The 26886-nt window shown below is 71.3% G+C and carries 23 protein-coding genes; 11 read left to right on the top strand and 12 right to left on the bottom strand.

Translation table 11 applies throughout. From position 1 onward, the window contains the following. Nucleotides 1–137: 137 nt before the first annotated feature. The 4 genes from F6X51_RS16410 to F6X51_RS16395 form a co-directional block, all read right to left on the bottom strand. Nucleotides 138–896, bottom strand: a complete 759-nt coding sequence (locus tag F6X51_RS16410) for a DeoR/GlpR family DNA-binding transcription regulator (RefSeq protein WP_150964758.1) — start codon at nt 894–896, stop codon at nt 138–140. Nucleotides 897–983: 87 nt separating this feature from the next. After that, entirely contained in the window at nt 984–1985 is a 1002-nt protein-coding gene (gene pdxA / locus F6X51_RS16405; RefSeq protein WP_150964757.1) for a 4-hydroxythreonine-4-phosphate dehydrogenase PdxA, read from the bottom strand. Further along, nucleotides 1982–3250 carry a four-carbon acid sugar kinase family protein gene (locus tag F6X51_RS16400; protein ID WP_150964756.1) on the bottom strand — a complete coding sequence of 423 codons (1269 nt, stop codon included), beginning with the start codon at nt 3248–3250 and terminating at the stop codon, nt 1982–1984. Before F6X51_RS16400 ends, pdxA begins: the two co-directional genes overlap by 4 nt. A gap of 1 nt (nt 3251) precedes the next feature. Next, entirely contained in the window at nt 3252–4277 is a 1026-nt protein-coding gene (locus F6X51_RS16395) for a 2-keto-3-deoxygluconate permease (RefSeq protein ID WP_150964755.1), read from the bottom strand. Between the two features lie 404 nt (nt 4278–4681). Between F6X51_RS16395 and F6X51_RS16390 the strand changes: the two genes are divergently transcribed. Further along, on the top strand, nt 4682–5704 hold the full coding sequence (locus F6X51_RS16390; RefSeq protein WP_150964754.1) for an aldo/keto reductase: 1023 nt from the start codon (nt 4682–4684) through the stop codon (nt 5702–5704). Between the two features lie 252 nt (nt 5705–5956). Then, a complete protein-coding gene (locus F6X51_RS27970) occupies nt 5957–6103 on the top strand; it encodes a hypothetical protein (RefSeq protein WP_191970144.1) in 147 nt (48 codons plus the stop codon). A gap of 173 nt (nt 6104–6276) precedes the next feature. Here F6X51_RS27970 and F6X51_RS16385 read toward each other — a convergent pair whose 3' ends face one another. Both F6X51_RS16385 and F6X51_RS16380 read right to left on the bottom strand, forming a co-directional pair. Further along, nucleotides 6277–7044, bottom strand: coding sequence for an alpha/beta fold hydrolase (locus F6X51_RS16385; RefSeq protein ID WP_150964753.1), 768 nt, complete (start codon nt 7042–7044; stop codon nt 6277–6279). Nucleotides 7045–7300: 256 nt separating this feature from the next. Beyond that, nucleotides 7301–8053, bottom strand: coding sequence for an SDR family oxidoreductase (locus tag F6X51_RS16380; protein ID WP_150964752.1), 753 nt, complete (start codon nt 8051–8053; stop codon nt 7301–7303). A 102-nt stretch (nt 8054–8155) separates the two neighbouring features. Between F6X51_RS16380 and F6X51_RS16375 the strand changes: the two genes are divergently transcribed. Then, nucleotides 8156–8578, top strand: a complete 423-nt coding sequence (locus tag F6X51_RS16375; protein ID WP_150964751.1) for a winged helix-turn-helix transcriptional regulator — start codon at nt 8156–8158, stop codon at nt 8576–8578. A gap of 40 nt (nt 8579–8618) precedes the next feature. Continuing rightward, a complete protein-coding gene (locus F6X51_RS16370; RefSeq protein ID WP_150964750.1) occupies nt 8619–9800 on the top strand; it encodes an adenylate/guanylate cyclase domain-containing protein in 1182 nt (393 codons plus the stop codon). An 8-nt stretch (nt 9801–9808) separates the two neighbouring features. Here F6X51_RS16370 and F6X51_RS16365 read toward each other — a convergent pair whose 3' ends face one another. Next, a complete protein-coding gene (locus tag F6X51_RS16365; RefSeq protein ID WP_150964749.1) occupies nt 9809–11404 on the bottom strand; it encodes a PepSY-associated TM helix domain-containing protein in 1596 nt (531 codons plus the stop codon). Nucleotides 11405–11486: 82 nt separating this feature from the next. Next, entirely contained in the window at nt 11487–13808 is a 2322-nt protein-coding gene (locus tag F6X51_RS16360; protein ID WP_150964748.1) for a TonB-dependent siderophore receptor, read from the bottom strand. Nucleotides 13809–14203: 395 nt separating this feature from the next. Here F6X51_RS16360 and F6X51_RS16355 point away from each other — a divergent pair, with 395 nt between their 5' ends. From F6X51_RS16355 to msrA, 4 genes are all read left to right on the top strand, one after another. Beyond that, nucleotides 14204–15304, top strand: a complete 1101-nt coding sequence (locus F6X51_RS16355) for an efflux RND transporter periplasmic adaptor subunit (RefSeq protein WP_150964747.1) — start codon at nt 14204–14206, stop codon at nt 15302–15304. Beyond that, a complete protein-coding gene (locus F6X51_RS16350; protein ID WP_150964746.1) occupies nt 15301–18405 on the top strand; it encodes an efflux RND transporter permease subunit in 3105 nt (1034 codons plus the stop codon). Before F6X51_RS16355 ends, F6X51_RS16350 begins: the two co-directional genes overlap by 4 nt. 93 nt (nt 18406–18498) lie before the next feature. After that, entirely contained in the window at nt 18499–19047 is a 549-nt protein-coding gene (locus F6X51_RS16345) for a TetR/AcrR family transcriptional regulator (RefSeq protein ID WP_150964745.1), read from the top strand. Nucleotides 19048–19220: 173 nt separating this feature from the next. Continuing rightward, nucleotides 19221–19736 (top strand): peptide-methionine (S)-S-oxide reductase MsrA, encoded by a 516-nt coding sequence (gene msrA, locus F6X51_RS16340; RefSeq protein ID WP_150964744.1) that lies wholly within the window; start codon nt 19221–19223, stop codon nt 19734–19736. 78 nt (nt 19737–19814) lie between these two features. Here msrA and F6X51_RS16335 read toward each other — a convergent pair whose 3' ends face one another. Next, nucleotides 19815–20264 (bottom strand): MarR family winged helix-turn-helix transcriptional regulator, encoded by a 450-nt coding sequence (locus F6X51_RS16335; protein WP_150964743.1) that lies wholly within the window; start codon nt 20262–20264, stop codon nt 19815–19817. Between the two features lie 253 nt (nt 20265–20517). On the opposite strand from F6X51_RS16335, the gene F6X51_RS16330 reads away from it, so the two are divergent. Beyond that, a complete protein-coding gene (locus F6X51_RS16330; RefSeq protein WP_150964742.1) occupies nt 20518–20847 on the top strand; it encodes a hypothetical protein in 330 nt (109 codons plus the stop codon). Between the two features lie 356 nt (nt 20848–21203). On the opposite strand, the gene ppk2 is transcribed toward F6X51_RS16330, so the two are convergent. Both ppk2 and F6X51_RS16320 read right to left on the bottom strand, forming a co-directional pair. Continuing rightward, nucleotides 21204–22145, bottom strand: coding sequence for a polyphosphate kinase 2 (ppk2, locus tag F6X51_RS16325; protein WP_246696840.1), 942 nt, complete (start codon nt 22143–22145; stop codon nt 21204–21206). 288 nt (nt 22146–22433) lie between these two features. After that, nucleotides 22434–24023 carry an alkaline phosphatase D family protein gene (locus F6X51_RS16320; RefSeq protein WP_150964741.1) on the bottom strand — a complete coding sequence of 530 codons (1590 nt, stop codon included), beginning with the start codon at nt 24021–24023 and terminating at the stop codon, nt 22434–22436. Between the two features lie 277 nt (nt 24024–24300). Between F6X51_RS16320 and F6X51_RS16315 the strand changes: the two genes are divergently transcribed. Next, entirely contained in the window at nt 24301–26046 is a 1746-nt protein-coding gene (locus F6X51_RS16315) for an adenylate/guanylate cyclase domain-containing protein (protein ID WP_150964740.1), read from the top strand. Between the two features lie 4 nt (nt 26047–26050). On the opposite strand, the gene F6X51_RS29055 is transcribed toward F6X51_RS16315, so the two are convergent. Continuing rightward, the gene (locus tag F6X51_RS29055; RefSeq protein WP_407658582.1) at nt 26051–26386 is read right to left on the bottom strand and encodes a DUF1127 domain-containing protein; all 336 of its coding nucleotides are present in this window, start codon (nt 26384–26386) and stop codon (nt 26051–26053) included. Nucleotides 26387–26408: 22 nt separating this feature from the next. Here F6X51_RS29055 and F6X51_RS16305 point away from each other — a divergent pair, with 22 nt between their 5' ends. After that, a complete protein-coding gene (locus F6X51_RS16305; protein WP_150964738.1) occupies nt 26409–26690 on the top strand; it encodes a hypothetical protein in 282 nt (93 codons plus the stop codon). The last annotated feature ends 196 nt before the right edge of the window (nt 26691–26886 follow it).

The following is a 26886-nucleotide window of genomic DNA, read 5'->3' as shown; positions in this document are numbered from 1 at the left end:
ATCGTACGGCCGCCCTGCGATGGGGGGCCGAGGACGGTGCCGTGCCTGCGCATGCTCGCGACGCCCGGACCGGCGCCGCAATTCGTCGCGGTGGCCCCGGGGCGCGCGCCGGAACGGGACCGGACCGCCGAGGTCCCTCAGCGTTCCGCCACGAGAACCCGCGCGCCCGCTTCGGCGAGGCGCCGCTGCTGCTCGGCCGGTGCGGTCAGGTCCGTCACCAGAGTCCAGTTCCGCGGAAGGGGAGCCCAGGCGTTCTGCTCGGCGCGGCCGAGCTTGCTCGCATCGGCCAGCACGATCACCTCGCGCGACTGCCGCATCATCAGCGATTTGAGCGCGATCTGATCCAGGCTCGCTTCGCAGAGGCCGCGCTCGGCCACCACGCCGTCGGCGCTCATGATGGCGCGGTCCGCCGTCATCAGGCGCAGCGCCTCGACGGCGAGCGGACCGACCGTGCTCATGCTGGTCGCCCGGAAGCCGCCGCCGAGGACCACGAGCTCAAGGCCCGGTGCCTTGGCGAGGAAGGGCACCAGCGCGAGGTTGTTGGTGATGATCCGGAGGCGGCGCCTGAGCAGCAGGTGCCCGAAGGCGGCCACCGTGGAACCCGCATCGAGGATCAGGGTGTCCCCGTCCTCGATAAGCGCGACCGCCGCATGCGCGATGGCCCGCTTCTCGGGGCCGTTCAGGGCATGCCGCTCGGCGAGGGTGGTCTCCGGCGGATGCCTGGCGAGGATCGCGCCGCCATAGGTCCGGCGCACGGCGCTCGTCGCGGACAGGTGCTGAAGGTCGCGCCGGACCGTCGAGGCGGACACGCCGAAGCGCCGGGCGAAATCGTCCACGTCGATCTCGCCGCCGCCCAGCGCCTCCAAGAGCAGCGCCCGACGCTCCTTGCTGCGCATGCCTCACTCCCCCGGGACTCGTCCGCTCCCTCATGCCGGAGGGCGCCCCCGCTGGCGAGGAGCGATCGCCGGCCGGGCGAGCGGCCGTCAGGCGGCCGCCGGCTTCGGGGCGAGGTCGACCGCCTGACGCAAAGCCTCGACCAGGCTCCGCTCGTCCGCGATCCCCTTGCCGGCGATGTCGAAGGCCGTGCCGTGATCGACGGAGGTGCGGATCACCGGCAGGCCCACGGTGATGTTCACGCCGGATTCGAGCCCCAGGACCTTGATCGGGCCGTGACCCTGATCGTGGTACATGGCGACCACCATGTCGTAGTCGCCGCGGCCGGCGAGGAAGAACAGCGTGTCGGCCGGCAACGGGCCGCGCACGTCCCAGCCCCTGGCCTGGCAGGCCTCGACGGCCGGCGTGATCTTCTCGGCCTCCTCGCCGCGGCCGAAGAGGCCGCTCTCGCCCGCATGCGGGTTGATGGCGCAGACGCCGATCTTGGGGTTCGCGATCCCGGCCTTCACCAGCACGTCGTGCCCGCGCACGATGACCCGCTCGACGAGGCCGGGCTCGATCTTCGCGATGGCATCGAGCAGCCCGATATGGGTGGTCACGTGGATCACCCTGAGCTTCGGCGAGACGAGCATCATCGAGACTTCCGGCGTGCCCGTGAGATGGGCGAGGAGTTCGGTGTGGCCGGGGAATTTGTGGCCGGCGGCGTGCAGGGCCTCCTTGGACAGCGGCGCGGTGCAGATGCCCTGCGCCTGCCCCGCCTGCACGACCTGCACGGCCTTCTCGATGTAGCGGTAGGCCGCCTCGCCCGCCGTCGCCGAAACCTTGCCGAAGGGCAGGTCCTCGGGCACGATCCTCAGATCGACGCACTGCACCGCCGCGGTCTCGAAATCCGCCGCGCCGGCATCGCTCAGCGCATCGACGCCGGTCTCGGCACCGACCATGCGGCCCGCCTGGCGGAGGCGCGCCGCGTCCCCGATCACCAGGGGCCTGCAGAGGGCGTGCACGTCCGGACGGGCGAGCGCCTTCATGATGATCTCGGGTCCGATGCCGGCCGGATCGCCCATCGTGATCGCGAGAGTCGGACGGGTCATGTGAAACTTCCCTCAGTTCTGACGGCGCGCAGGCGCGCGGCGATGCGCAGGAGGCTGTCCGCGTCGCCGAAGGCGCCCGCCTTCGTGGCGACCGGGATGGAGAATCGGCCGAGGCTCAGGCCGAGCGAGACGCCCGGCTCGATCTCGTCGACGAGGCGGATGCCGCTGACGCCGAAGCGCGTGAGCAGGGCCGCGGCGGTCTCGCCCCCGGTCGCCGCGAAGGCGCCGATCCGCGACGCGACCGGCTCCAGGGCGTCCGCGAGGCTCTGGACGAGACGCGGGCCGAGCGCCATGTCCGGCGTTGCGTCCATCGCGATCTCGACCAGCGCGTCCCCGCCGGCGGCGGTCACCGCGGCGATGCCGGCGGCGAGCGCCGCCCTGCCGGCGGGCGCGCCCAGGAGCGCCTCCGGGGTGACCGGCAGATGGGTCACGCGGCCGCTCGCGGCGAGCGTGCGGGCGGCCGCGCGCGAGGCCGCCGCGAGCGACCCGACGACGATCAGGGCGCCGCACCGGTTCGGCGTGAGGCGGAGCGCCTCGGCGGGCCGCGCCGTGTCGATGGCCGCGAGGGCGTGGGCGAGGCCGGCGCTGCCGATGAAGAAGGTCGAGGGCGCGCCCGGCAGGCTCGCTCGCGCGATGCGGTCGAGATCCGCCTCCGTCTCGGCATCGCAGACCGCCACGACGTCGCCGAGGGCGGCCACCCGCGCGAGCGTGCCCGCGAGGTCACCGCGCACGCCCGAGAGCGCAATCGTCTCGGCCCGGATACCGGCCGAGGCGAGGATCGCCGCAAGGTCGGCGCTGGCATAGGTGTGATCGCGGCGCCAGACCTCCGCCTCCTCCAGCGGGCGGCCGTTGACGTGGACGCGCCCGCCGATCGTCGTGCGGCCCGTCGCCGGGAAGGCGGGCGCGCAGACCCCGAAGGCCGAGCCCGCCCGCGCCTTCAGGGCCGCGATCGCCGCAACCGTCTCGGCGGCCGGCTGCCCTCTCAGGGTCGAGTCGATCTTCTTGAAGAGCGTCCGATCCGGGTCGAGCAGGCGGCTCAGAAGCCCCGCGTGGCGCCGCGTCGCGTCCTGCGCGGACAATCCTCGGCTGTCCGCGTCGTAGGAGAGGACCTCCGGCTGATCCGCCGCGAGGTTCGCCGCCTCGCCCCGAGCCGCGGGCGCCTCGCCCCAGGTCACCGCCGCCTCGCGGCCCCGTCGGCCGAACGCGATCGCGCAATCGGCGGCGCCGGTCAGGTCATCGGCGAGGATCAGCCAACGACCCGCCATCTCAGCGGCTTCCGGCCCGTTGCGCCGGGACGGCGTCCGACGCTCCCGACGGCTCGGCCTCCGCGTCCGTCTCCTCGGTGCGTCCGATGACCCTGGCGGTCCAGGCCGTCGCGATCGGGACGAGGATCGCCGTCACCACGACGCAGGCCGCGACCAGGATCGTGGCGGGACCCGCCGCATCGGCATAGGCCGGGTTGGCGGAGGCGACGATGGCGGGCACTGCCGCGGCGTTGCCGGCGGTCGAGGCGGCGGCCACGCCCGCGACGCCCGTCCCTCCGGTCAGGCGGTCGGCGAAGAACAGCGGGATGCCCGTGACGATCACGACCGCCACGCCCATGGCGAGGCCGAGCAGGCCCGCCTGCCAGACCTTCGACAGATCGAGGCCGGCTCCCAGCGCGAAGGCGAAGAACGGGATCATCACCGGGATCGCGCGGCTCAGGAAGTCGCGCATCTCGCGGTCGAGGTTCCCGATGATCATCCCGACGAGGAGCGGCAGGATCGCGCCCACCAGGGTCTGCCAGGGGAAGGCCGAGAGTCCCGCGACGCCGAGCGTCACCATGGTCAGGAAGGGCCCGCTCTCCAACGACATGATGGTGTAGGCGCCGACGTCGCGCGGTCGGCCGTACTGGCCCATCAGCGCCATGTAGAGCCCGCCATTGGTGTCGTTCATGCTGGCGACGACCGCCAGGGTGGAGAGGCCCGCGAACATGCCGGCCGCCACCGGCGCCTCGCCGAGCACGCGGCCGAAGATCAGGCCCAGGACGATCGCGATCCCGACCTTCACCGCGAGGAGCGTGCCGCCCTTCTTGACGATGTAGGGGGTGGCTCGGAAGTCGATGCTCGCGCCCATGCAGACGTAGAAGACGGCGAGGATCGTCAGCGCCCCGGAGAACAGCGCGCCGGTGAAGGACCCGAAGAATTTCGGGGTGCCGGGAAAGAACGTCGCGATCAGGGCGCCGGCCAGCAACGGGACGACCATCATGCCGCCGGGCACGGATTCGATGAATCGCTTGATTGGGACCTGCATGCCGGCTTCCTCCCTGCGCGTTGTGCGCAATCTTTTTTGACGTTGAAGCGCCCTCGCTGGAAGAGCGAGGGCGAGCGTTTCGGCACAATCTGCGCAAAATGCGCGTTCAGTCAATCGATTTGCGCGATTTGCGCAGATGATGACGGTCGGGCATCCGAATCCGCCCACGTCCTCGGCGCGCAGGCAGAACGTTGCATCCGCGTGCCGCAGGACTTACCGCTCGGCATCGCGCGCCCTAGGTTGCACCGCGGGTGGGCGCCCCGGATCGCGGCGGCTATCCGTTTCGGCTGACCGCATCGACGCGTCCCGTACGGCCCCCGCTTCGAGGCGGCGCCGCCTGCCCAGGAACGGTCGGACACCCATCCCGGGTGGGGATCGGCCCACATCAACGTCGGATGACTTGCATGCAGTACCGCAATCTCGGCCGTTCCGGCCTGAAGGTCTCGCCGATCTGCCTCGGCACGATGATGTTCGGCGGCCAGACCGACGAGGCGACGGCGAACCGCATCGTCCAGTCCGCCAAGGCCGCGGGCGTCACCTTCATCGACACGGCGGACGTGTACAACGAGGGCCGGTCCGAGGAGATCACCGGCCGGGCCATCGCTGCCGAGCGCCAGGCCTGGGTGCTCGCGACCAAGGTCGCCAATCCGATGGGGCCGGGCCCCAATGACGGGGGCTTGTCGCGGGCCCGGATCATGGCGGCCGCGGAGGAGAGCCTGCGCCGCCTCGGCACGGACTTCATCGACATCTACTACCTGCACAAGGAGGACCACGGGACGTCGCTTGCCGAGACCGTGCGGGCGATGGGCGACCTCGTCCGGCAGGGCAAGATCCGGTATTTCGGGGTTTCCAACCACCGCTCCTGGCGGGTCGCCGAGATCTGCCGCCTGTGCGACGACCTCGGGATCGACCGGCCGGTCGTGAGCCAGCCCTACTACAACGCGCTCAACCGGATGCCCGAGTCGGAGCATCTGCCGGCCTGCGCGTATTTCGGCCTGGGGGTCGCACCCTACTCGCCCCTGGCGCGGGGGGTGCTCACCGCGAAGTACGACCCGGATGCCCCACCCCCCGCCGAGACCCGTGCCGGGCGGCAGGACGCCCGCATGATGCAGACGGAGTGGCGTCCGGAATCCCTGCGCATCGCCCGGACCCTTCAGGCCCATGCCGAGGCGCGGGGGATCACGGCCGGCCAGTTCGCGGCGGCCTGGGTCCTGAACAACGCCCTCATCTCCTCGGTGATCGCCGGCCCGCGCACCGAGGCACAATGGGCGGATTACCTCGGGGCACTCTCCTACGCCTTCACGGCCGAGGACGAGGCCCTGGTCGATTCGCTCGTGGCGACGGGGCATCCCTCGACCCCCGGCTACAACGATCCGGCTTACCCGATCGAGGGGCGCCTGCCGCGCACGGACAGCCGCGGATCGTGACGTCCTAGCGTGCCGATCCCGCAGTCGTGACGATTCGCTTCGGCGCGGCCACCGGGCGCGTCGTCGGCCGCATTCGCGTGCGCGTCGACGTCAAGCGGCGCGGGCGGCGCGTCCGCTCGCGGCGGCTGGGCAGGCCCTTGCCGGTGGCGGAAATCCGACCCTCGCGGATCAATGGTCAAGCTTGGGCTTGTGAGTCATTCAGGAACGGTTAAGCTTAGCCGTACCGGCCCTGGCGGTCGCAGGCATTCGATCATGGCTTCGATCAAGATCCGCGTCACCGGCGACGGCACGTTCACGATCTATCAGAACGGAAGCGCCGTCTCCTCCGGCCTCACCCGCGCCCAGGCGGAGCGGCTCGCGGCGGTGCTCCGATGGGTGGAGCCCGGCGCACAGGGGTAGGCGCAGGAATCCGCATCCGGTTTCTAGCCGATCGGTCCGTCGAGGCGCGGCTGCGCAGGTCGAAGCGTCGAGACCCTGCCTCAGGATCGGACGCCGCGATTCCGACGGAGCCTTCGGACGCGCGGACCCGCCGTGGAGGCCGGGCATGCAGCGGCGCGGCGAGCCTCGGGTGCTCAGGCGCTGCCCCGGGCCGCCTCGAGGATCAGCCCCGTGACCTCCTCCGGGTGCGAGATCAGGGACAGGTGGCTCGACGCCACCTCGATCGTCCGCGCATTCATGCGCTTGGCCATGAAGCGCTGCAGATCGGGGTTGATGGTTCGGTCCTCGGTGGACACCGCGTAGAAGCTCGGCTTCGCGCGCCAGGCCGCCTGGGTGGTCTTGCCCGCGAGCAGGGCCTTCCGGAACGGTTCCTGGACGGCGTAGAGCACGCGCGCCCTCGCCTCCGGCAGGTCGCCCGCGAAGTCACGCAGGAACGCGGCCTCGGTCAGGCGGCCCTCGTCGCCGTCGAAGACGATGCCGGCCGAGGCCGGAGGGGCGGGGTAGGTCTTGGCCAACGCCGTGTAATCCTCCCCGGCATCCGGTGCGCGCGCCGCCACGTAGACGAGCGCCGACACCTTGGGATCGATGCCGGCCTCCGACACGATCATCCCCGCGAAGGAATGGCCGACCAGCACGGTCGCGCCCTCCTGCCGGGCCAGGACCCGCCGGGTCGCGGCCACGGCCTCCTCGAGGGTTGTCAGGGGGTTCTGAACCGCGGTGGCGTTGAGCCCGGCCGCCTGCAGCCGCGCGATGACCTCGGACCAGCACGAGCCGTCCGCGAACAGGCCGTGCACGAGGATGACGTTGCGCGCCGCCGCGGTCTGGGCCCGCACCGCGCGGGGCAGCAGGGCGCCGCCGATTCCGGCCAGGAGGACGCTCGTGAAGGTCCGGCGATCGAGCATGGCGCGCCTTTCAACTGTCGTCGGACCTGAGCCGGGTTGGACTTGGGCCGGGTTGGACTTGGGTCGGGTTGGACTTGGGCCGAGTTGGACTTGGGCCGAGTTGGACTTGAGCCGAATCGGGCTTGGGCTGAGGAGCGCACATCTCTCGAACGATATCGAGTGCTGCGCGTCCGAAGCACATGGGACGTACTCGTCACGCGACGCGTGGGCAAATCATACTCAGGGATGCGGCTCGTCGATCCGGGCCGGGGCGTCCCTAGTGCTCGGTCGCGTTGAGCAGGGCGACCATCTCGGCCATGCGCCCGCTCTCGGCGGCGAAGCGGAGGGGCTTGCACCGTTCGACGACGATCTCCGGCCCCGGCTGACCCAGCAGGCTCATGACCTCGCCGATGAAGGCGTCGAGGGGCATCGCCCGCGGATCGGAGGCCTGATGCTCGCCCTGCAGCCCGGTGCGCACGTAAGGGGGCACGATCTCGATCACCTCGACGGAGGTGGCCTGGAGCTGGAGCCGCAGGGCAATCGAATAGGCGTGGATCGCCGCCTTGGTGGCGCAGTAGGTCGGCGTCGCCGCGAGCGGCACGAAGGCGAGACCCGAGGAGACGGTCAGGATCGTGCTGGCCGGTTGCCGTTGCAGGTGGGGCAGGAGCGCCGCACTCAGGCGGATGGGCCCGAGGAGATTGGTGACGACGGTCGCCTCGGCATCCTCCAGGAATGCCGGCGCCGCCGTCACATCTTCATTCCGCATGATGCCCGCGTTGTGGATGACCACGTTCAGGGCCGGATGATCGCGGACAACCCGCTCCGCGAAGGCCCTGATGCTCGCCGCGTCGGTGATGTCGAGCGGCAGGGAGGCCATGCCGGGATTGGCGGCCGTGACCGCATCGAGGGCACTTTGCCGGCGTCCCGAAACGATCACGTGGTTGCCGAGCGCGTGGAATGCTTCGGCGAGCGCGCGTCCGATGCCCGAACCACCGCCCGTGATCAGGATGGTGTTGTGGTTGATCTTCATGTCCGTGTCCCTCCACGTTGCATCGGCAGAGGATAGGAGCGACACTCTCCATTGCGAAGTAGGCACGATAAAGTTCTATACGCACCGAAAAGAGAGTGCTCGATGCCGAAGTCAGGGCCGGAGGGAACGATCGAGGCGGCGCGCGGAGGACCGGTCCCGGACGTCGTGGACCCGGCCGTGGAGGCGCTCGTCCACGACGTGATCGGGCAGGTCGCCGACAAGTGGACGATGCTGATCCTCGAAACCCTGGAGGAACGGGGCACGCTCCGGTTCACGCAGATCGGCAAGGCTGTCTTCGGCATCAGCCAGAAGATGCTGACGCAGACGCTGCGCCAGATGGAACGGGACGGTCTGGTGACCCGAACGGTCCACCCCGTCATCCCGCCGCACGTCGACTATACGCTGACGGGCCTCGGTGAGAGCCTGAGCGCCGCCTTCTGCGGTGTCTGGATCTGGGCGGAGACCCACTACGCCGAGGTGCAGGCCGCCCGGCAGGCTTTCACGCTGCGGGGCGGCGGGGCGTAGCTCGGCCGGCGCAGCGAACGTCAAGCCGCGGGGAGGCTGCATGGCTGACAGGCACGATGTCGCGCGGATCGAGCGCGAAATGATGGCGCGGGCGACGGCTTCGGACGACGCGGATGCGATCGTCTCGGCCTTCTGCGAGGCGCTCGTCGCCGCGGGGCTGCCGCTGTGGCGCGCCGCCCTCTCGCTGCCGATCCTCGACCCATTGTTTCGCGGCGTGAACCTGATCTGGACGCGAGGCCGGGGCGTCTGCCTGGCCGCGACGGAGCACGGACCGGAGGGCGCGGCCCTCGTGGCGCGCAGTCCGATGACGGCTCTGCTCGGGCAGGGCCGGCGCTTCGGCCGCTGGCGCCTCTCGGACGGGGAGGGGACGGGGATGCCGCTCCTCGCCGAACTTCGGGCCGAGGGCGGCTCGGATTACGTGATGCACCTCGCGGCCTTCGCACCGAGCACCGCGATCACCGGCGTCGCGATCTCCTTCGCGTCGGATCACCCGGAGGGCTTCTCGGCCGACGATCTCGACACCCTCGCCGCCCTCGTGCCGGTGACGGCTCTGGCGACGGCCAAGCTCTGCCTCGCGCGCACGATGCGCGAGGCGCTGGGCACCTATCTGGGGTCCCGCACCGGCGCGCAGGTGCTCGCCGGCCGCATCCGGCGCGGGGAGGGGGAGGTGGTCTCGGCCGCGATCCTGCTCGCGGACCTGCGCGGCTTCACGGCGCTGACCGACCGCGACGATCCCTTGCGCGTGGTGAGCTGGCTCGACGAGCATTTCGACGCGCTCGGCGAGCCCGTCGCGCGCCATGGCGGCGAAGTCCTGAAATTCCTCGGCGACGGCTTCCTGGCGATCTTCCCGGTGGACGATCCCGACGCCGACCCCTGCCGGGCCTGCGCGGGCGCCCTCTCGGCGGCCCGGGACGGCCTCGCGCGCAACGACGCCCTGAACGCCGCGCGCCGCGCCGCCGGGCTCCCGGCCCTGCCGGCCGATGTCGTGCTGCATTACGGCCCCGTGGTCTACGGCAATGTCGGCACCGGCCGCCGGCTCGACTTCACGGTGGTCGGCCGGGCCGTGAACGAGGCGAGCCGGATCGAGCGGCTCTGCGAGGAGCGGGGCGAGCCCGTGCTGGTGTCCGACGCCTTCGCGCGCCGATGCGCGGCGCGCCTCCGGCCCGCGGGCGCCTTCAGCCTCCGGGGCGTCGGTCAGGTCCAGAAGGTCTGGGCGCCCTGATCCGAGCGCTACTCGCCCGCCTCCAGCAGCGCGGCGCGGCCCCGGTCCGGCTCCGGGATCCCGACCGTCCGGGCGGCCTTCGGGCGGGGCGCGCCGTCGTACCGGGCCGCCTTCCGGGCCGCGAGGAGCAGGAGGCCGGCGAGCGCCAGCATCGCGCCGTCGAAGGTCAGGAAGAGGGGATCGGCGGGCCGGCCGCCCGCGAGGCCCTCGCGGAGGATCCGCAGGCCGTCGGCGCCGCAGACGGCCGCGTACAGGATCGCGGCCGCCGTCAGCATCTCGGTCCAGGCCCGGCGCTGCGGGCGCAGGAGGGCGATCAGGCCGACGAGGAGCCAGATCGCGAAGAAGCCGCCGACCTCCCAGGCGGCCCGGTCGGGCAGCCCGACGGGCAGGAGGCGGTTGGCCAGGAAATACGCCGCGACGGCCGCCGGCAGCCCCGCCACGGTCGCGACGTTGAGGCCCTGGACGAGCCGCAGGCCGAAGCCCGGCCGCGCGCCGGGCTTCGGCAGCCGCGCGACCGACCAGAGCAGCAGCCCGGTCGCCACCATGGCGCAGCCGGCCAGGCCGCAGAGGAAGAACAGGATCCGCAGGACGGGGCCGGCGAAATGCGCCTCGTGCAGGCCGACCATCGTGGTGAAGGTCTTGGCCCCGGGCTGCAGCCCGCCGGCCCGGATTTCCGCGACCGCGCCCGTCGTGCCGTCGAAGGCGACCTGGGGATGCTCGTGGGAGAGGCCGTGCGGCTCCTCGAACACGGCGACGACCGAGGCGTTCGCGTCCTTCGGATTGAGGATCGAGAGCCGTTCCAGCGGCCCCGGGATCGTGGCCATCGCCTGCCGCACCATCGGTCCGACCGGGGCGAGGGTGCCGGGCTGGCCCGCGGGCTGGCGCGGGGCGGTGATCTGGCCGGCTTCGGCGAAGAAGCGCGGCGCGTCGCCCTTGTAGGCGGTCGTGACGCCCCAGGGCATGTACATCAGGGCGAGGGTGACGATGCCCGTGTAGGTGATCATCAGGTGGAACGGCAGGGCGAGGACGCCCGTGACGTTGTGGGCGTCGAGCCAGCCGCGCTGGAGGGACTTGTGCCGCCGGAAGGTGAAGAAGTCCACGAAGATGCGCCGGTGCGTGACGATCCCCGAGACCAGCGCCACCAGCATGATCATGGCGCAGAGGCCGACGATCCAGCGTCCCCAGAGGGGCGGCATGTTGAGCTCGAAATGGAAGCGGTAGAGGAAGTCGCCGCCCCGCGTCGCCCGCACGGAGGCCGGCGCGCCGGTCTCGGGATCGAGCTCTGCATGTTCCGGCGGGCGGCCCGGGCCGGTGCGCCAGAAGACCTCAACCACCGGGTTCTCGGCGCGCGGCAGCGTGATGAACCAGGCGCGCGCACCGGCCGCGTGCGCCTGCAAATGCGCGACGGCGCGCTCCGCCGCCGTCGCCATCGCGTCGGGACCGAGCGTCGCGCCGCTGCGCAGCTCGGGCCGCATCCAGAGCGAGATCTCGGCGCGGTAGTAGCTCGCGGTGCCGGTGACGAAGACGGCGAACAGCACCCAGCCGACCACGAGGCCCGACCACGCGTGCAGCCAGGCCATCGATTGGCGAAACGTCTTCCCCATGCACCCTCCGATCGGGGCCCCGGCCCGGGCTCGCCCCAAGGGCGGCCGGCCCGGGATGCGTGTCCCGGCAGATCCGATCCCGCTACCAGCGATAGCGCAGGGTTGCGTAGACCGTGCGCGGCAGGCCGTAATAGCAGCCCGAATAGCTGAAGCAGCCCGTGACGTAACGCTCGTCGAGGAGGTTCTGGGCGTTGAGCTGCATGGTGAAGCCTTGCAGCGTCGCGTCGAGGTGCTTCAGGTCGTAGGAGAGGACCGCGTCGAGGAGGACGCTCGCCGGCACCTTGAAGGTGTTGGCCGGGTCGCCCCAGGACGGCCCGAGATAGCGCACGCCGCCTCCGATCCCGAGGCCGAGCAGCGGCCCGTCCGTGAAGCGGTAATCGACGAAGAGCGAGGCCGTCGTGTCCGGCACCTGGACCGGGCGCCGCCCGACGAGCGGGACCTGTTGCCGGGTCAGGTCGTTCAGGGTGAAGCCGATGTCGCGCACGTTCCGGATGTCGAGGAACGAGAAGCCGCCGACGAGGTTGAGGCCTTCGGCGAGATTGGCCTTCGCCTCGAACTCGACGCCCTGAACGCCGACCTCGCCGGTCTGCAGCACGAAGTTGGGGTTCACCGGATCGGTGTTGGTGGCGTTCTTGCGCCGGATGTCGAAGAACGCGGTCGTCAGCAGGATGTCGGTGCCGGGCGGCTGGTACTTGATGCCGGCCTCGTACTGGTTGCTGGAGACGGGGTCGGGGATGCGCCCCGCGCTGCCGAAGGCCGGGTCGAAGATGCGTCCGGTGACGATGGGCTCGAAGGCCTCGCTGTAGGAGACGTAGGGCGCGACGCCGCTGTCGAACAGGTAGAGCAGGCTGGCACGGCCCGTGAACGCGTCCGAGGGCACGTCCTGGTAGGCGACGGCCCCGGTGGCGAGGGTCCGGGTCGGCCCGGTCTGCCGGGCGGTGTCGTAGCGCCCGCCCAGCGTCAGCACGAGGCGATCGAACTTGGCCTGGTCCTGGAAGTACACGCCGGTCTGCTCGGCGGTGATCCGGGACTGCGACGTGAAATCCGGGAACGGGATGTTCATGTCGTAGTTCGGCGCCAGCGCGTTCAGGCTGGGAGCGGCCGGGAACGGCCCCGCGAGGGTTCCGGTGCGGAAGGTCCGATGATCGACGCCGAGCAGCGCGGTGTGCGCGATGAAGCCGGTGTCGAAGTTCGCCACGACATTGTTGTCGATCGTGAAGGCGTCGATCTCGACCCTGGTGCCGCCGCGCGAGCGGCTGATCACCGGGCCGCTGGAGCCGGGGCCGTTGAGATCGCTGAACGCCGTGAAGACGCTGCGGTAATCGCCCTCGGTGTGGAGGTAGCGCCCCGCCGAGTGGAAGCGCAGGTTGTCGTTGATGCGGTGGTCGAACAGGTAGCTGATCGAGCCCTGCGTCCGGTCCGAGCGCTCGAAATTGCGGTCGCCGTCGTAGAAATCGACCGGCAGGCGCCCGATGACGCCGTTGCCGAAATTGCGGGGGAAGACGGTGCCGACCGACGGGAACCCGCCGTAGAAGCCGGAGAACGGATCACGCTGGTAATTGCCGATGACGGTGAGCGAGGTATCGGCCGATGGCCGCCAGGTGAGGCTCGGGTTGAAGAAGACCCGCTCGACCTTGGTGGTCACCGCCGGACCGTCGCCGTTCCAGCCCCCGGCGATCACCCGGTAGGCGAACTGGTCGGCCAGGGGGCCGGCCTCGGCCGCGATCGGCCCGCCGACATCGATGCCGCCGCGCACCTCGTTGAAGCCGCCGCCCTGCACGAAGATCTCGCCGTGACGGACGAATTGCGGCACCTTCGACACGAGGTTGACGATGCCGCCCGGGCCGGACTGGCCGTACAGGACCGAGGCCGGCCCCTTGATGATGTCGACGCGCTCGAGCCGGAAGGGATCGACGCTCGGGAAGGCGTCGCGGCTGCCGGGCAGGGGCAGGCCGTCCAAGAACAGCGGCGCGGTGAAGCCGCGGATGTAGAACTGCTCCAGCCGCGTCGAGCCGGCGCCGCCGCGCTGCTCGGTGGTGACGCTCGGCGTGTAGCGCAGGGCCTGGTTGATGGTGAGCGCGTTCTGGTCCTCGATCTGCTTGCGGCCGATGACCGAGACCGATTGCGCCGTCTCCACGATCGGCGTGTCCGTCTTGGTGCCGACAGTGCTGCGGCTGGCGACGTAGCCCGGGACGGGACCGGTCGCGCCGCCGGGGCCGTACAGGGCCCCCCCGAGGCTTCGCCCGCGCCCTTCGCCCGCCACGCTCAGCTCGGACAGCTCGACATCGGTCGCGGGACTGGTCTGAGCCAGGGCCGGACCTGATGCAAGAAGACCACAGGTGGTCGAGAGAAATGCAGCATAGAGTGGCCCATTCAGGGCCTGACCAAAGACGCGCTGTGTCATATCTTGCCGGTACTGCTGAACTGCCGACCTCAATATGGTGCGATAGAGCGCGATAGTGCTGCGTTCATTCGCGCCTCACGGCGGCGTGATCGTTTTGTGATCAAGTTTATCTGCCCTGCCAAGGTCTATGTTATAGAAATGTTCTAAGTTATCTTAGAATGATTTCGACATGAATTAAGTTGGCGCCTCGTTCGTGCCGGCGACCCGGTCGCTTCGGCCCCCGAGCCGCCGAACCTTCGGAAGCCCGCAGCGGGTCCGCGTGCGGTCTCACACGGGGCGGCGGCCCACGGCGGCTCACGTCGCCGAGACGGCGGTTGACGGATTCCCCGTGCCAAAATAGATTTCAAACGTCATCTATATACGGCGCGTCGGAGCGGCGCGTGAGGAGTGCCACGATGAAGCGGACGTTGCCTGCGGTGCTCGCCTCCCTGGGCCTCGCGATCCTCGGTCCGGCGGCCTGCACGCCCGCCGAGACGGCCGCGCCGCCCGCCCCACCCCTCGTGCAGATCGTCGACGTCCGGACCGGCGCCGGGGCGCATTCCCGCTACACCGGCGTGATCCGCGCCCGCACCGAGAGCAATCTCGGCTTTCGCGTCGGCGGCAAGATCTTCGAGCGACTGGTCGACCCGGGGGACCGTGCCAGGCGCGGTCAGCCGCTGATGCGCCTCGACCGCACCGACTTCGCGCTGGCGCTGAACTCCGCCAGGGCCGCCGTGGAGGCCGCCCGCGCCCAGACGGTCAAGACCCGCGCCGACGAGGAGCGCAGCCGCAAGCTCGTCGGCGAGGGCTGGACCTCGCGGCAGACCTACGACCAGAACAAGGCCGCCGCCGACGCGGCCGCCGCCCAGCTGGCCGCGGCCGAGGCGCAGGCGAGCCAGATCGAGAACCAGGCGGGCTACGCGGAACTCCAGGCCGACGCGGACGGCGTCGTGATGGAGGTCCCAGCCGAGCCCGGCCAGGTCGTCGCCGCCGGCCAGACCGTCGTTCGGTTGGCCCGCGACGGGTCCCGGGAGGCCGAGATCTTCCTGCCCGAAGGGGCCGAGCGCAACGCCCGCTCGGAGGCGACGGCGACGCTCTACGCGGATGCGGACCGGACGACCTATCCGGCGGCCCTGCGCGAGCTCTCCGCCATCGCCGACCCGGCCACGCGCACCTACCGGGCCCGCTACATCCTGTCGGGCGGCGGGGAGGCGGCGCCGCTCGGCGCGACGGTGACGCTCCAGCTCCGGAACGACGCGCGGCGCGCGACGATGCTCGCGGTGCCGCTCGCCGCCCTGTTCGACGACGGCCACGGCACCTCCGTCTGGCGCCTCGACGCCGGGACCGAGACCGTGGTGCCGCAGCCCGTCACCGTCGCGCGCATGGCCGAGGAGAGCGCCGACATCGTCGCGGGGCTGAGTCCCGGCGACCGGATCGTGTCGCTCGGCGCGCATCTCCTCAAGGCCGGCCAGAAGGTCCGGGCGGCGCCCATCAGCCTGACGGGGGTGGTCCGGTGAGCGGCTTCAACCTCTCGGCCCTCGCCGTCCGGGAGCGGGCGGTCACCGTCTACCTGCTGATCGCCGTGGCGGTCGCCGGCCTCTTCGCCTTCGAGCGGCTCGGCCGGGCCGAGGACCCGACCTTCACCGTGAAGGTGATGTCCATCTCGGCCGCCTGGCCGGGCGCGACCACCGCCGAAATCCAGCGCCAGGTCGCGGACCCGCTCGAGAAGCGCCTGCAGGAGCTCGTCTATTACGACCGCGTCGAGACGACGGTGCGGCCCGGCCTCCTGCTGATGAAGCTCTTCCTGAAGGACCAGATGCCGCCCGCCAAGCTGCAGGAGGCGTTCTACCAGGCCCGCAAGAAGCTGTCCGACCAGGCCGCGACCCTGCCGCGCGGGGTGATGGGGCCGCTCTTCAACGACGAGTTCTCGGACGTCTACTTCGCCCTCTACGCGCTCCAGGCCCGCGACCTGCCGCACCGGCAGCTCGTGCTGCGCGCCGAGGACCTGCGCCAGCGCCTGCTGCGGGTGCCGGGCGTCGAGAAGATCAACATCCTGGGCGAGCAGGCCCAGAAGATCTACGTCGAGGTCTCCTATCAGCGCCTCGCGACGCTCGGCATCTCCGGCCAGCAGCTCCTGGCGGCGCTCGCCAACCAGAACGACGTCACCCCGGCCGGCTTCGTCGAGACCACGGGCCCCCGCGTCTACCTGCGCCTCGACGGCGCCATCGACAGCCTCGACGCGGTCAGGAACCTGCCGGTCGCGGCCGGCGACCGCAGCCTCAAGCTCGGCGACATCGCGGAGGTGCGGCGCGGCTACGAGGATCCGAAGGTGTTCGAGATCCGCAACGACGGCGAGCCGGCCCTGATGCTCGGCCTCGTGATGAAGCCCGGCTATAACGGGCTCTCCCTCGGCGAGGCGCTCAACGCCGAGGAGGTGCGGATCCACCAGGATATGCCGACCGGGCTGAGCCTCGCCAAGATCACCGACCAGGCCAAGGTCATCGACGAGGCCATCCACGAGTTCATGGTCAAGTTCTTTACGGCCCTCTCGGTCGTGATCGTCGTCAGCCTGCTGACGCTCGGGTTCCGGGTCGGGATCGTGGTGGCGCTCGCCGTGCCCCTCACCCTCTCGGCGGTGTTCGTGGTGATGATGCTCACCGGCCGCGACTTCGACCGGATCACCCTCGGCGCGCTGATCCTCTCGCTCGGGCTCCTCGTCGACGACGCCATCATCGCCATCGAGATGATGGTGGTGCGCATGGAGGAGGGCGCCGATCGGATCGCGGCGGCCACCCATGCCTGGAGCGCCACCGCCGCGCCGATGCTCACCGGCACCCTCGTCACCATCGCGGGCTTCCTACCGATCGGCTTCGCGCCGTCCTCGGCCGGCGAGTATGCGGGCAACATCTTCTGGGTGGTCGGCTTCTCGCTGATCGTGTCCTGGATCGTGGCCGTGACCTTCACGCCCTATCTCGGGGTGAAGCTCCTGCCCGCGATCAGGCGGACGTCCGGCGGCCACGCGGCGATCTACGCCACCCCGAACTACCAGCGCCTGCGCCGGCTGGTGCGGCTGTCCGTCGATCACAAGTGGTTCGCCGCCGGCATCACGATCGGGTTGTTCGCCCTCGCGGTCGCGGGCATGGGCAAGCTCGAGCAGCAATTCTTCCCGAATTCGGAGCGCGCCGAGCTCATCGTCGAGGTCACCCTGCCGACGGGCTCCGCCTTCAGCGCCACGGCGGCGAGCGTGCGGAGGATCGAGGCCGCGATCCGCGAGCAGCCCGAGGCACGCGCGATCACGAGCTATGTCGGCCAGGGCATGCCGCGCTTCGTCCTCTCCTTCGATCCCGAGCTGCCCGATCCGGCCTTCGCCCAGATCGTCGTGCAGACCGAGACCAGCGCCGCGCGCGACGCGCTGCGGGCGAAGGTCCGCACGCTCGTGGATTCCGGCCGCTTCCCCGAGGCCCGCGTGCGGGTGATGCAGATCGTGTTCGGGCCGCCGATCCGGTTTCCCGTCGCCTTCCGGGTGCTCGGGCCCGACATCGACGTGATCCGGACCATCGCCGCCGCGGTGCGGGACGTGATGCTGGCCAACCCCGACATGCGCCTCGTCCACCTCGATTGGGGCAACAAGACCCCGAGCCTGCACCTCGTCCTCGACCAGGAGCGCCTGCGCCTGATCGGCCTGACGCCGAAGGAGGCCGGCCTCCAGCTGCAGAGCCTCCTCAACGGGACGCCCGCCACGCAGGTGCGCGAGACCCTGCGCAGCGTCGACGTTCTCCTGCGCTCTCCCGGCCCCGAGCGCCGCTCCCTCGGCGAGATCGGCGACCTGACGCTCGCCACCCGGGACGGGCGGGCGGTGCCGGTCTCCCAGGTCGCGCATCTGGAGAGCCGCAACGAGGATGCGGTGCTGAAGCGCTACGACCGCGAGAGCTACATCCGGGTGCAGGGCGACGTGCTCGACGGCCGGCAGCCGCCGGACGTCACGAAGCAGATCCTGCCGCGGCTCGACGCGATCAAGGCGGCGCTGCCCCCGGGCTACCGCATCGACACGGCGGGCGCCGTGGAGGAGAGCGCCAAGGCGATGAGCGCGCTGGTCTCGATCTTCCCCCTGATGCTGATCGTGACCCTCACGGTGATCATGCTGCAGGTCCGATCGTTCTCGACCATGTTCATGGTGTTCGCGACGGCGCCCCTCGGCGTGGTCGGGGCCGTGCCGACGCTCCTCGCCTTCCAGCAGCCCTTCGGCTTCAACGCCATCCTGGGCCTGATCGGGCTGTCGGGCATCCTGATGCGGAACACCCTGATCCTCGTCGACCAGATCCATCACGATCGCGAGGCGGGCCTGTCGGATTACGACGCCATCGTGGAATCCACCGTGCGGCGGGCCCGGCCGGTGATCCTGACCGCGGTGGCGGCGATGCTCGCCTTCATCCCGCTGACCCACTCGGTGTTCTGGGGCGCGCTCGCCTACGTGCTGATCGGCGGCGTCGGCGTGGGCACGCTGCTGACCCTGCTGTTCCTGCCCGCCCTCTACGCCCTGTGGTTCCGGGTGAGGCGGGCGCCGCGGCGGGCGGCCTCGGGAACGCCCGCTCGCGCCGAGCCGGCCCCGGCCTCGTGACGGGGATGCGGGCCGGGTTGGGATTCGCGCCGCCGCGTTTGAGATGATGGTCGCACGCTCTCGATCGCGTGGATGAGGCAAGGGGGTCAGGCGATGCCGCGGGTTTCACAGGAGCAGGCCAGGCTGAACCGCCGGAGGGTGGTGGCCGTCGCCGCCGAGCTGTTCCGCGAGCGCGGCCTGCACGGGGTCGGCGTGGCGGACATCATGGCCTCGGCGGGGCTGACGCACGGGGGCTTCTACGGCCAGTTCGCCAGCAAGGACGCGCTCGCGGTCGAGGCCTTCGACTGCGCGCTCGCCCAGCACCATCGCGGCGACCTCGAAACCCTCGTCTCCGCCTATCTGGCGGATGCGCATGTGGCGGCGCCCGGCAAGGGCTGCCCCATCGCGGCCCTCGTGAACGACGTCTCCCGCGAGGCGCCGGACAGCCCGGTCCGCGAGCGGCTGACGCAGGGCGTGCGCCGCTTCGCCGACCTGATCGGGAGCTTGCTGCCGAAGGCCTCCGCCGAGCGGCGGCGCAGGCGGGCGCTCGCGAGCCTGTCGACGATGGTCGGCGCCCTCGTCCTCGCGCGGGCGGTCAACGACGCGGCGCTGCGGGCCGCGTTGCTGGAGGCCGCCCGCTCCGCCCTCGCGCCGCCGCGCTGAGGGGCGGCGGCCGGACGGGACGGGAGCCGCCACCGCCGCGCCGGCGGGAGCGGGGCGCTTCGCCGCCTGGCAAGGCGCGCCCCGGGCCCCGATATGAGGCGGCGGGGCGCGACACCGGCCCGGCGAAGGATCGCCGAAGGTGGCGGGACCGATCGCGCGACAGGAGATCAGCGATGAGCGAGACGGCGATTTTGGCGGGCGGTTGCTTCTGGGGCATGCAGGACCTGATCCGGCGCCAGGAGGGCGTCGTGGCGACCCGCGTCGGCTACACGGGCGGCGACGTTCCGAACGCCACCTACCGCAACCACGGGACGCATGCGGAGGCGATCGAGATCACCTTCGATCCGGCGCGGACCAGCTATCGCCGGATCCTGGAATTCTTCTTCCAGATCCACGACCCGACGACACCGAACCGCCAGGGCAACGACCGCGGCCTGAGCTATCGCTCGGCGATCTTCACCCTCGACGACACCCAGAGGCAGACCGCCGAGGACACGATCGCCGACGTGAACGCCTCCGGTCTCTGGCCCGGCAAGGTCGTGACCGAGGTGACCCCGGCCGGTCCGTTCTGGGAGGCCGAGCCCGAGCACCAGGATTATCTCGAGCGCCGTCCCGACGGCTATACCTGCCACTTCATCCGGCCCAACTGGACGCTCCCGGTCCGCGCGCGGGCGCTCCAGGAGGGCTGAAGCCGGCACCGCCGCGTCCGATCCGGGGCACCGGGCGGGCCCTTGCGCCCGTCCGGCCCGTCAGGCCGACACGGCCCGTCAGGCCGACACGGCCTTCATGGCCGCGAGGAGCGCGGTGCGCTCATTCTCGCCCAGGCGTTCCGAGGCGGCGGCCTGGGCCGCCTGCCAGAGCGGCAGCGCATCGTCCAGGAGGGCGCGCCCCGTCCCCGTCAGGGCCGCGCGCCGCACGCGCCGGTCCTGCGCATCCACCGCGATCGCCAGCAGGCCGCGCCGCTCCAGAGGCTTGAGGTTGGCGGTCACGGTCGTGCGATCCATCGCGAGATCGTGGGCGAGCGTGGAGATCGTCGGGGGCTCCTCGCGGGACAGCATCACCAGCAGCGTGAACTGCCAGTTCGACAATCCCACGGGACGCAGGGCGGCGTCGTATCGCCGCCCGATCGCCCGGGCCGCCCGCTGGACGTTGAGGCAGAGGCAGGTCCGGTCGATGGTCAGGGCCGTGTCGGGGGTGAGGGCGAGCGGAGCGTTCATGGGCGGACCGGTTGGATAGTTGATATCAACCATATAGGGACCGGGATCCCGGCCGGGTAGCGTCCCGGCATCGCCCGCGGCGCCGGGCCGGACGTGAACGAAAAACCGAGCATATCAACCTAAGTGCGCCACCGCACGTCGTGCCGATGAGAAAGGTTTATATCAACGTTATCGCAAAGAGCGGCCCGGACACCCGCCCCGTGGGGATCCGGACCCGTCCGGGAGGGCCGCTCACCGATGACGGAGAAACCCGATGCACGTTCGTTCCGCTTCCGCCGCCGCCCTCGTCGCCCTGAGCCTCGGAGCCCTCGCGGCGCCCGCCCGGGCCGGCGAGGCCAACACCTTCGATGCCTCCACTGTCGATGCCTCTACGTTCGATGCTTGGGGCCACAGGTTCCAGGTTCCCGGCACGCAGCGCGGTCTCGCCCGCTCCGCGACGCCGAGCCGTGATGTCGGATCGACGGGGTCGGTCGCCGTGCCGAGCGGCTATACCTCGGGCGGGTCCGCGGCCGCCTCTGCCCCGGTCGAGGCCCGTCGCACCCTCAACGTCTGGGGCGCACGCATCGACGCGCCGGCCCGCTGAGCATGGGGCAGGGGGATCGACCCGGCGTCCCGGACGGGGCGCCGGCCCTCGGGCCGGCAGGGGCGCGGGGTGCGATGGCGCCACGCCGCCCGAACCGGATCGAGCCGGCGGATGCCGCCGGGCCCCTGCGGCCTCGGCGGCTCGCCCGCGAGGCGCATCCGCGGAAGCCTTGCGACGACATGGACCCGCTTCCGAGGCGATCCGTTTCCTGGTGACGGACCCGCGGAGCGAGCTGCCGCAGCCCGAGTTCGGCACCCTCGATGGCTCCGGGACGAGCGTCGACGCCGACGGGAAGCGCCTCGACGAGGCGACGCGCTTCATCCCCTCCGGGTCGAGATCGCGGTCGGCCTCGGCGCTCAGTAGAGGGCCGGGACGAACATTTCCGGGGGGACCGGGGCGCGGACGTAATCGTCGTGCCGGACCCGGGCCGGCAGGTTCACGGAGGGATGGGCGACGTCGCCGTAGGGGATCTGCGCCAGGAAGTGGCTGATGCAGTTGAGCCGCGCGCGCTTCTTGTCCACGGCCTCCACCACCCACCAGGGCGCCTCGGCGATGTGGGTCCGCTGCAGCATCGCCTCCTTGGCTCGGGTGTAGTCTTCCCAGCGGCTGCGGGACTCGATGTCCATCGGCGAGAGCTTCCACTGCTTCAGCGGGTCGTGGATGCGCATCTGGAAGCGGAGCGCCTGCTCCGCATCGGTGATCGAGAACCAGTATTTCAGCAGGACGATGCCGGAGCGCACGAGCATGCGCTCGAACTCGGGCACGGAGCGGAAGAACTCCTCGACCTCCGCCTCCGAGCAGAAGCCCATGACGCGCTCGACGCCGGCGCGGTTGTACCAGGAGCGGTCGAACAGCACGATCTCGCCCGCCGCCGGCAGGTGGGCGACGTAGCGCTGGAAGTACCATTGCGTGCGCTCGCGCTCGTTCGGGGCGGGAAGCGCCGCGACGCGGCAGACGCGGGGATTCAGGCGCTGGGTGATGCGCTTGATGACGCCCCCCTTGCCGGCGGAATCCCGGCCCTCGAAGATCACCACGACGCGCAGCTTCTGGCTCTGCACCCAGTCCTGCAGGCGCACGAGCTCGTGCTGGAGACGGAACAATTCGCGGAAGTAGACGCGGCGGTCGAGCCCCGCGGAGCCGGAGGGGTCGGCGGCCCCCTCGCTCACGAGGTCGTCCGCGAGGCGCGCGAGGCGCTCCTCCTCGAACTCCATCTCCAGCTCCTCGTCGAAGCTGTCCATGATCTCGCGACGGATCGCGTCGGTCGCCATCGCGGTCGTGTGATCCGATGCGTCGTTCATGGTCTGGCTCCGGCCTCCGGGGACAACAGGGGCTTGAACCATGGCTGTATGACGTCCGGAAGAATGCGTCGTGTCCGGAGCACGGGTGGCCGTCCGCGTACCGACGGATCGGGCCGAGATGGCGCGCGCGACGGTCCAGGCGTTCCGACCCGCACCGTCAGCGCCACGGACGGCGCCTGGGCCGCCTCCGCGTCCGGCGCGACCTCCGAGCCGCCGGGACATCCGCGCTTCCGGCTCCGCCGCACCGGGGCCGGGAGCCCGCCGCGCCGGCCTCGCGCCGGGTCGCGCTCAGGCCCGGACCGGGTCGAGCGTCACGTGCCAGAGGTCGGCATCGGCCGCGTCCTTGAGGGTCACGGTCATCTGCTCGGTGCGGCCATCGACCGCGACGTGGCCGAAGAACTGCAGCCCCGCCGCCGGCGAGAGGTTCGCCTGTCCGGGCGGGGGCGCCTTCACGAAGCGCAATTGCGGGCCGAAGGTGTCGTCGAGGGCGTTCGGGCCGAAGGTGCCCGCGTGCAGCGGGCCGGCCACGAATTCCCAGAACGGCTCGAAATCCTGGAAGCGGGCCCGGTTCGGGTCGTAGTAATGCGCGGCGGCGTAGTGGACGTCGGCCGTGAGCCAGACCGTGTTGCGGATGCCGGCCGCCCGGATGAAGCGCAGGAGGTCGGCGATCTCGAGCTCGCGCCCGAGCGGCGGGCCATCCCCCTGCGCCACCGCCTCGGACCCGAACGCGCGGTCGGAATCGTAGGGGACGACGAGGCCGAGCGGCATGTCGGCCGCGATGATCTTCCAGGTCGCGCGCGAGTCGAGCAGGCCGCGCTTGAGCCAGGCGAGCTGGGTCGGCCCGAGGAAGTGCGCCTCCGGGCCGTAGGCGGTCTGGCGGTTCTCGCCGTTCGGTCCGCGATAGGAGCGCATGTCGAGCAGGAACACGTCCACGAGGGGCCCGTAGGCGATCCTGCGGTAGACGCGGCCCGGCTCGGCCGGCTCGAACCGCATCGGCATGTATTCGTGGAAGGCGCGCGAGGCCCGGACCTGGAGCGCGAGCGCGTTCGGATCGGTATAGGCCTTCCTCAGGTGCTCGGCCCGGGTCAGGGGCTCGCCGGGCCACCAGTTGTTCGTCACCTCGTGGTCGTCCCACTGCGCCAGGATCGGCACCTGCGCGTTCATGGCCAGGACGTTCGCGTCCGTGAGGTTGTAGCGATACCGGCCGCGAAACTCGGCGAGCGTCTCCGCGGGCTTGGACACCTCCTGGGTGACGCGGTTGCGCCAGAGCGTGCCGTCCGGCAGCCGGATCTCGGCCGGGATCGGCCCGTCCGCGTAGATCGTGTCGCCGGAATGCAGGAAGAAATCCGGCCGGTTCCGGAGCATCGCGGCGTAGATCGTCATGCCGCCGCGGGCCTCGTCGATGCCCCAGCCCTGGCCCGCGGTGTCGCCGGACCAGCAGAAGGACACCGAGCGCCGGTCGGCCGGCGCGGTGCGGAAGCGGCCGGTCCGGGCCTCGGCGCGGATCGTCGGCTCGGACAGGTCCTGGAGCCGGACGCGGTAGAACACATCCTGGCCCGGAGGCAGCCCCGTCAGGGCGACCTTCACGGTGCCGTCGGTCTCGGGCAGGGCGTCGGCGAAGACGCCGCCGCGGATCTCGGCGAAGCTCTCCGTCGTCGCCCACTCGATCACCGCGCGGCAGGGCCGGTCGGCCCGGGCCCAGACGATGGCCGAATCGGTGTCGACATCGCCCGATTGCAGGCCGTGCGTCAGCACGGGCCGGTCGGCCGCCCGGCTGATCGCCGGGCGGAACAGGCCGGACCCGGAACCCAGGATGCCGGCTGCCGCCCCGGTCAGGAAGGGGCGACGGGTCAGGCCCGAACGCGGGGAGCGGGACATGGGCGGCACCTCGTCGCATCGTCGGTCCTCACCCTGCCAGCGCTCTCTGACAGGGTGACGACGCCGGCTCGCCCAGGGCGCGCCGAAGCGCGGGCCGGAGAGCGCGCCGAAGCGCGCGCCGAAGCGCACCTTGCAACCCGGACCGCGAGGCGCCGGACGCGTCGCCGGCCAGGGGGGCCTGCGCACAATCGCTCCCGCGCCCCGGGCCGGCAACCGGGACTTGCATGCCTTATGCTATAGCAGCCGAAGGTCGGGAGTTGCGGACCATCACGCCGATATGCGCCGAAGCCTCGCCCATCCGGACACCCGTGCCCGCGCATCCGCGCCGCTCGCGGCCCTGAGACGCCTCACCCTGCGGCAGGTCCGCCTCGGGACGGGCCTCGTCCTGTTCGCCTACGTTCTGACCCATCTCGTCAACCACGCCCTCGGCAACGCCTCCCTCGACGCGATGGAGTCCGGCCTGACCGTGGCGGCCGCGATCTGGCTCGGCCCGCCCGGCCTCCTCGTCCTCTACGCGGCGCTTGTCGGCCACCTGCTGCTCGGGCTCTACGCGCTCTACGAGCGCAGGTTCTTCCGGGTGCGGCTCTGGGAGGCCGTGCAATTGCTCCTGGGCCTCGCGATCCCGCCGCTCCTCGTCAGCCACGTCGTCGCGACGCGCATCGCGTTCACCACCGAGGGGCTGGAGCGGGGCTACGCCCAGGAACTCTACGCCTTCTGGGTCGCCGCGCCGGGAAACGGGGTGATGCAGGCCGTGGTCCTCGTCGTCGCCTGGCTGCACGGCTGTGTCGGCCTCTATTTCTGGCTGCGGCTGAAGCCCGGATTCCCGGCGGCGAGCCCGTGGCTCCTGGCCGGCGCCGTGCTGGTCCCGGTCCTGGCGCTGCTCGGCTTCGTGCAGGGGGGACGCAGCGTCGCGGTCCTGGCCCAGGATCCCGCGTGGCGGGCGCAGGCGCTCAGCCCGGTGCATCTCGGCCTGCCGGAGCAGGGCGCCCGGCTCCAGGCGATCCGCGGCAGCCTGCTCGCCGCCTACGCGGCGGCCCTCGCCCTCGTCCTCGCGGCGCGGGGCCTGCGCACCGTCACGGAGGTGCGGCAGGGGACGGTCCGCATCCGCTACCCCGACGGACGGATCGTGCGCGTGCCGAGGGGGACGAGCGTGCTGGAGGCGAGCCGGCGCCACAACATCCCGCATGCCAGCGTCTGCGGCGGGCGCGGGCGCTGCTCGACCTGCCGGGTGCGGATCTCCGAGGGCGCGGAGGCGCCCGGCCTTCCGGTCCCCAGCAAGGCCGAGCGGGCGGTGCTCGAGCGCATCGGCGCGGCGCCCAACATCCGGCTGGCCTGCCAGCTGCTGCCGAGCCGCGATCTCGCGGTGACGCCGCTGTTCCAGCCGCGTCCGCAGCTGCGCCAGGCGCCGGAGCGCGAGCGGGCGCAATCGGGCGAGGAGCGCTTCATCGTGGCGATGTTCATCGACCTGCGCGGCTCGACGCGGCTCGCCGAGGAGCGCCTGCCCTACGACACCGTGTTCATCATCAACCGCTTCCTCGGCGCGGTCGGGGACGCGGTGCGGGAGGCGGGCGGCTCCGTCAACCAGCTCCTGGGCGACGGCATGCTGGCCCTGTTCGGGCTGCAGAGCGACCCGGCGACCGGCGCGCGGGCGGCCTTGCGCGCCGTCGACGCGATCGCGGGCCAGATGGCGGGCCTGAACCGGCTGCTCGCCGCCGATCTCGGGCAGACCCTGCGCTACGGCGTCGGGGTCCATGCCGGGATGGCGATCGTCGGCGAGATGGGGGACCACACGGACGCGCGCTTCACCGCGCTCGGCGACACGGTCAACGTCGCCTCCCGGCTGCAGAGCCTGACGAAGTCCCTCGGCTGCATCGCCCTCGTGTCGGAGGCGGTCTACGCCGCCGCCGGGATGCCGGCCCAGTCCCTGCAGGAGGTGATCCTCGACGGGCGCTCGGAGACGCTCAGGGTGCACCGGGTCGGCCGGGGGCGCCGCGACCCGGCCGGGATGCCGGCCGTCGTCTAGGGCCTCAGCGCCCCTGTCCCGACCGCCTCGTCATCGCGCCCTGCCCGGGCCTGCGGGCACCGCTTCGTTCATGACTTGTTCCAGACGGGAGCCCGATGTCGGCGAGGTCCCGGGCGGTGAATCGCGCCAGTTCCGCCCGCGACTTGCGCTTGAGATCATACGCCCTGATCGCCGCGCGCGACAGGCTCACAAGCTTGACCAACACAACATCCTCCAACCAAACCCTTGCCAAACCTCCTTCTTTTCCAGAAGCGCGCCGTCGTCTGTGAGGCGGATCACGCCAGATCCCGTGGCGGGGCAGCGGAACGCCCGCCGCGGCCGGGCTGTTGAACCCGGGCATTTGCCCTGCCTGGAGAACCCACATGCGGATCGTCACAAGCGCGTCGGCCCTCGTCATCGCAACGCTCCTGAGCACCACCACAGCCGACGCGAAGGGCTGCATCAAGGGCGCCATCATCGGCGGCATCGCGGGTCATTATCTGGCCGAGCGCGGCGTCGTCGGCGCGGTTGCAGGTTGTCTCGGCGGCCGATACTTGGCCAACCGCCGAGCTCAGCGGGAGATCGATTACGGCTCGCGCGTCCAGCCGCGGGGCACCGGCTACGGTCCGGCGCAACCCAACCCGCGCCGCAGCTATAGTTACTGAGCGCCACCTCGGCGCGCCGCCGAGGTCCCTGAACTTGCGGGACGGCTCTCATTGTTCGGCTGAGCGCCGCCCCGCCCCGCCCCGCTCCCTGCGATGGAATGGCCGAAACAGCTTCGAGCAGGTCTCCGGGACGGATCGCTGCCCTGGGGTGCGGTGTTGGGAACTGCGGTCACGGTAGGGTTGCTGACGGAGGCAT

The organism is Methylobacterium planeticum (genome assembly GCF_008806345.1).
Taxonomy (GTDB): Bacteria; Pseudomonadota; Alphaproteobacteria; order Rhizobiales; family Beijerinckiaceae; genus Methylobacterium; species Methylobacterium planeticum.
Note: the sequence above shows the minus strand (reverse complement) of the source record. Positions and strands in the feature narration are given on the sequence as shown.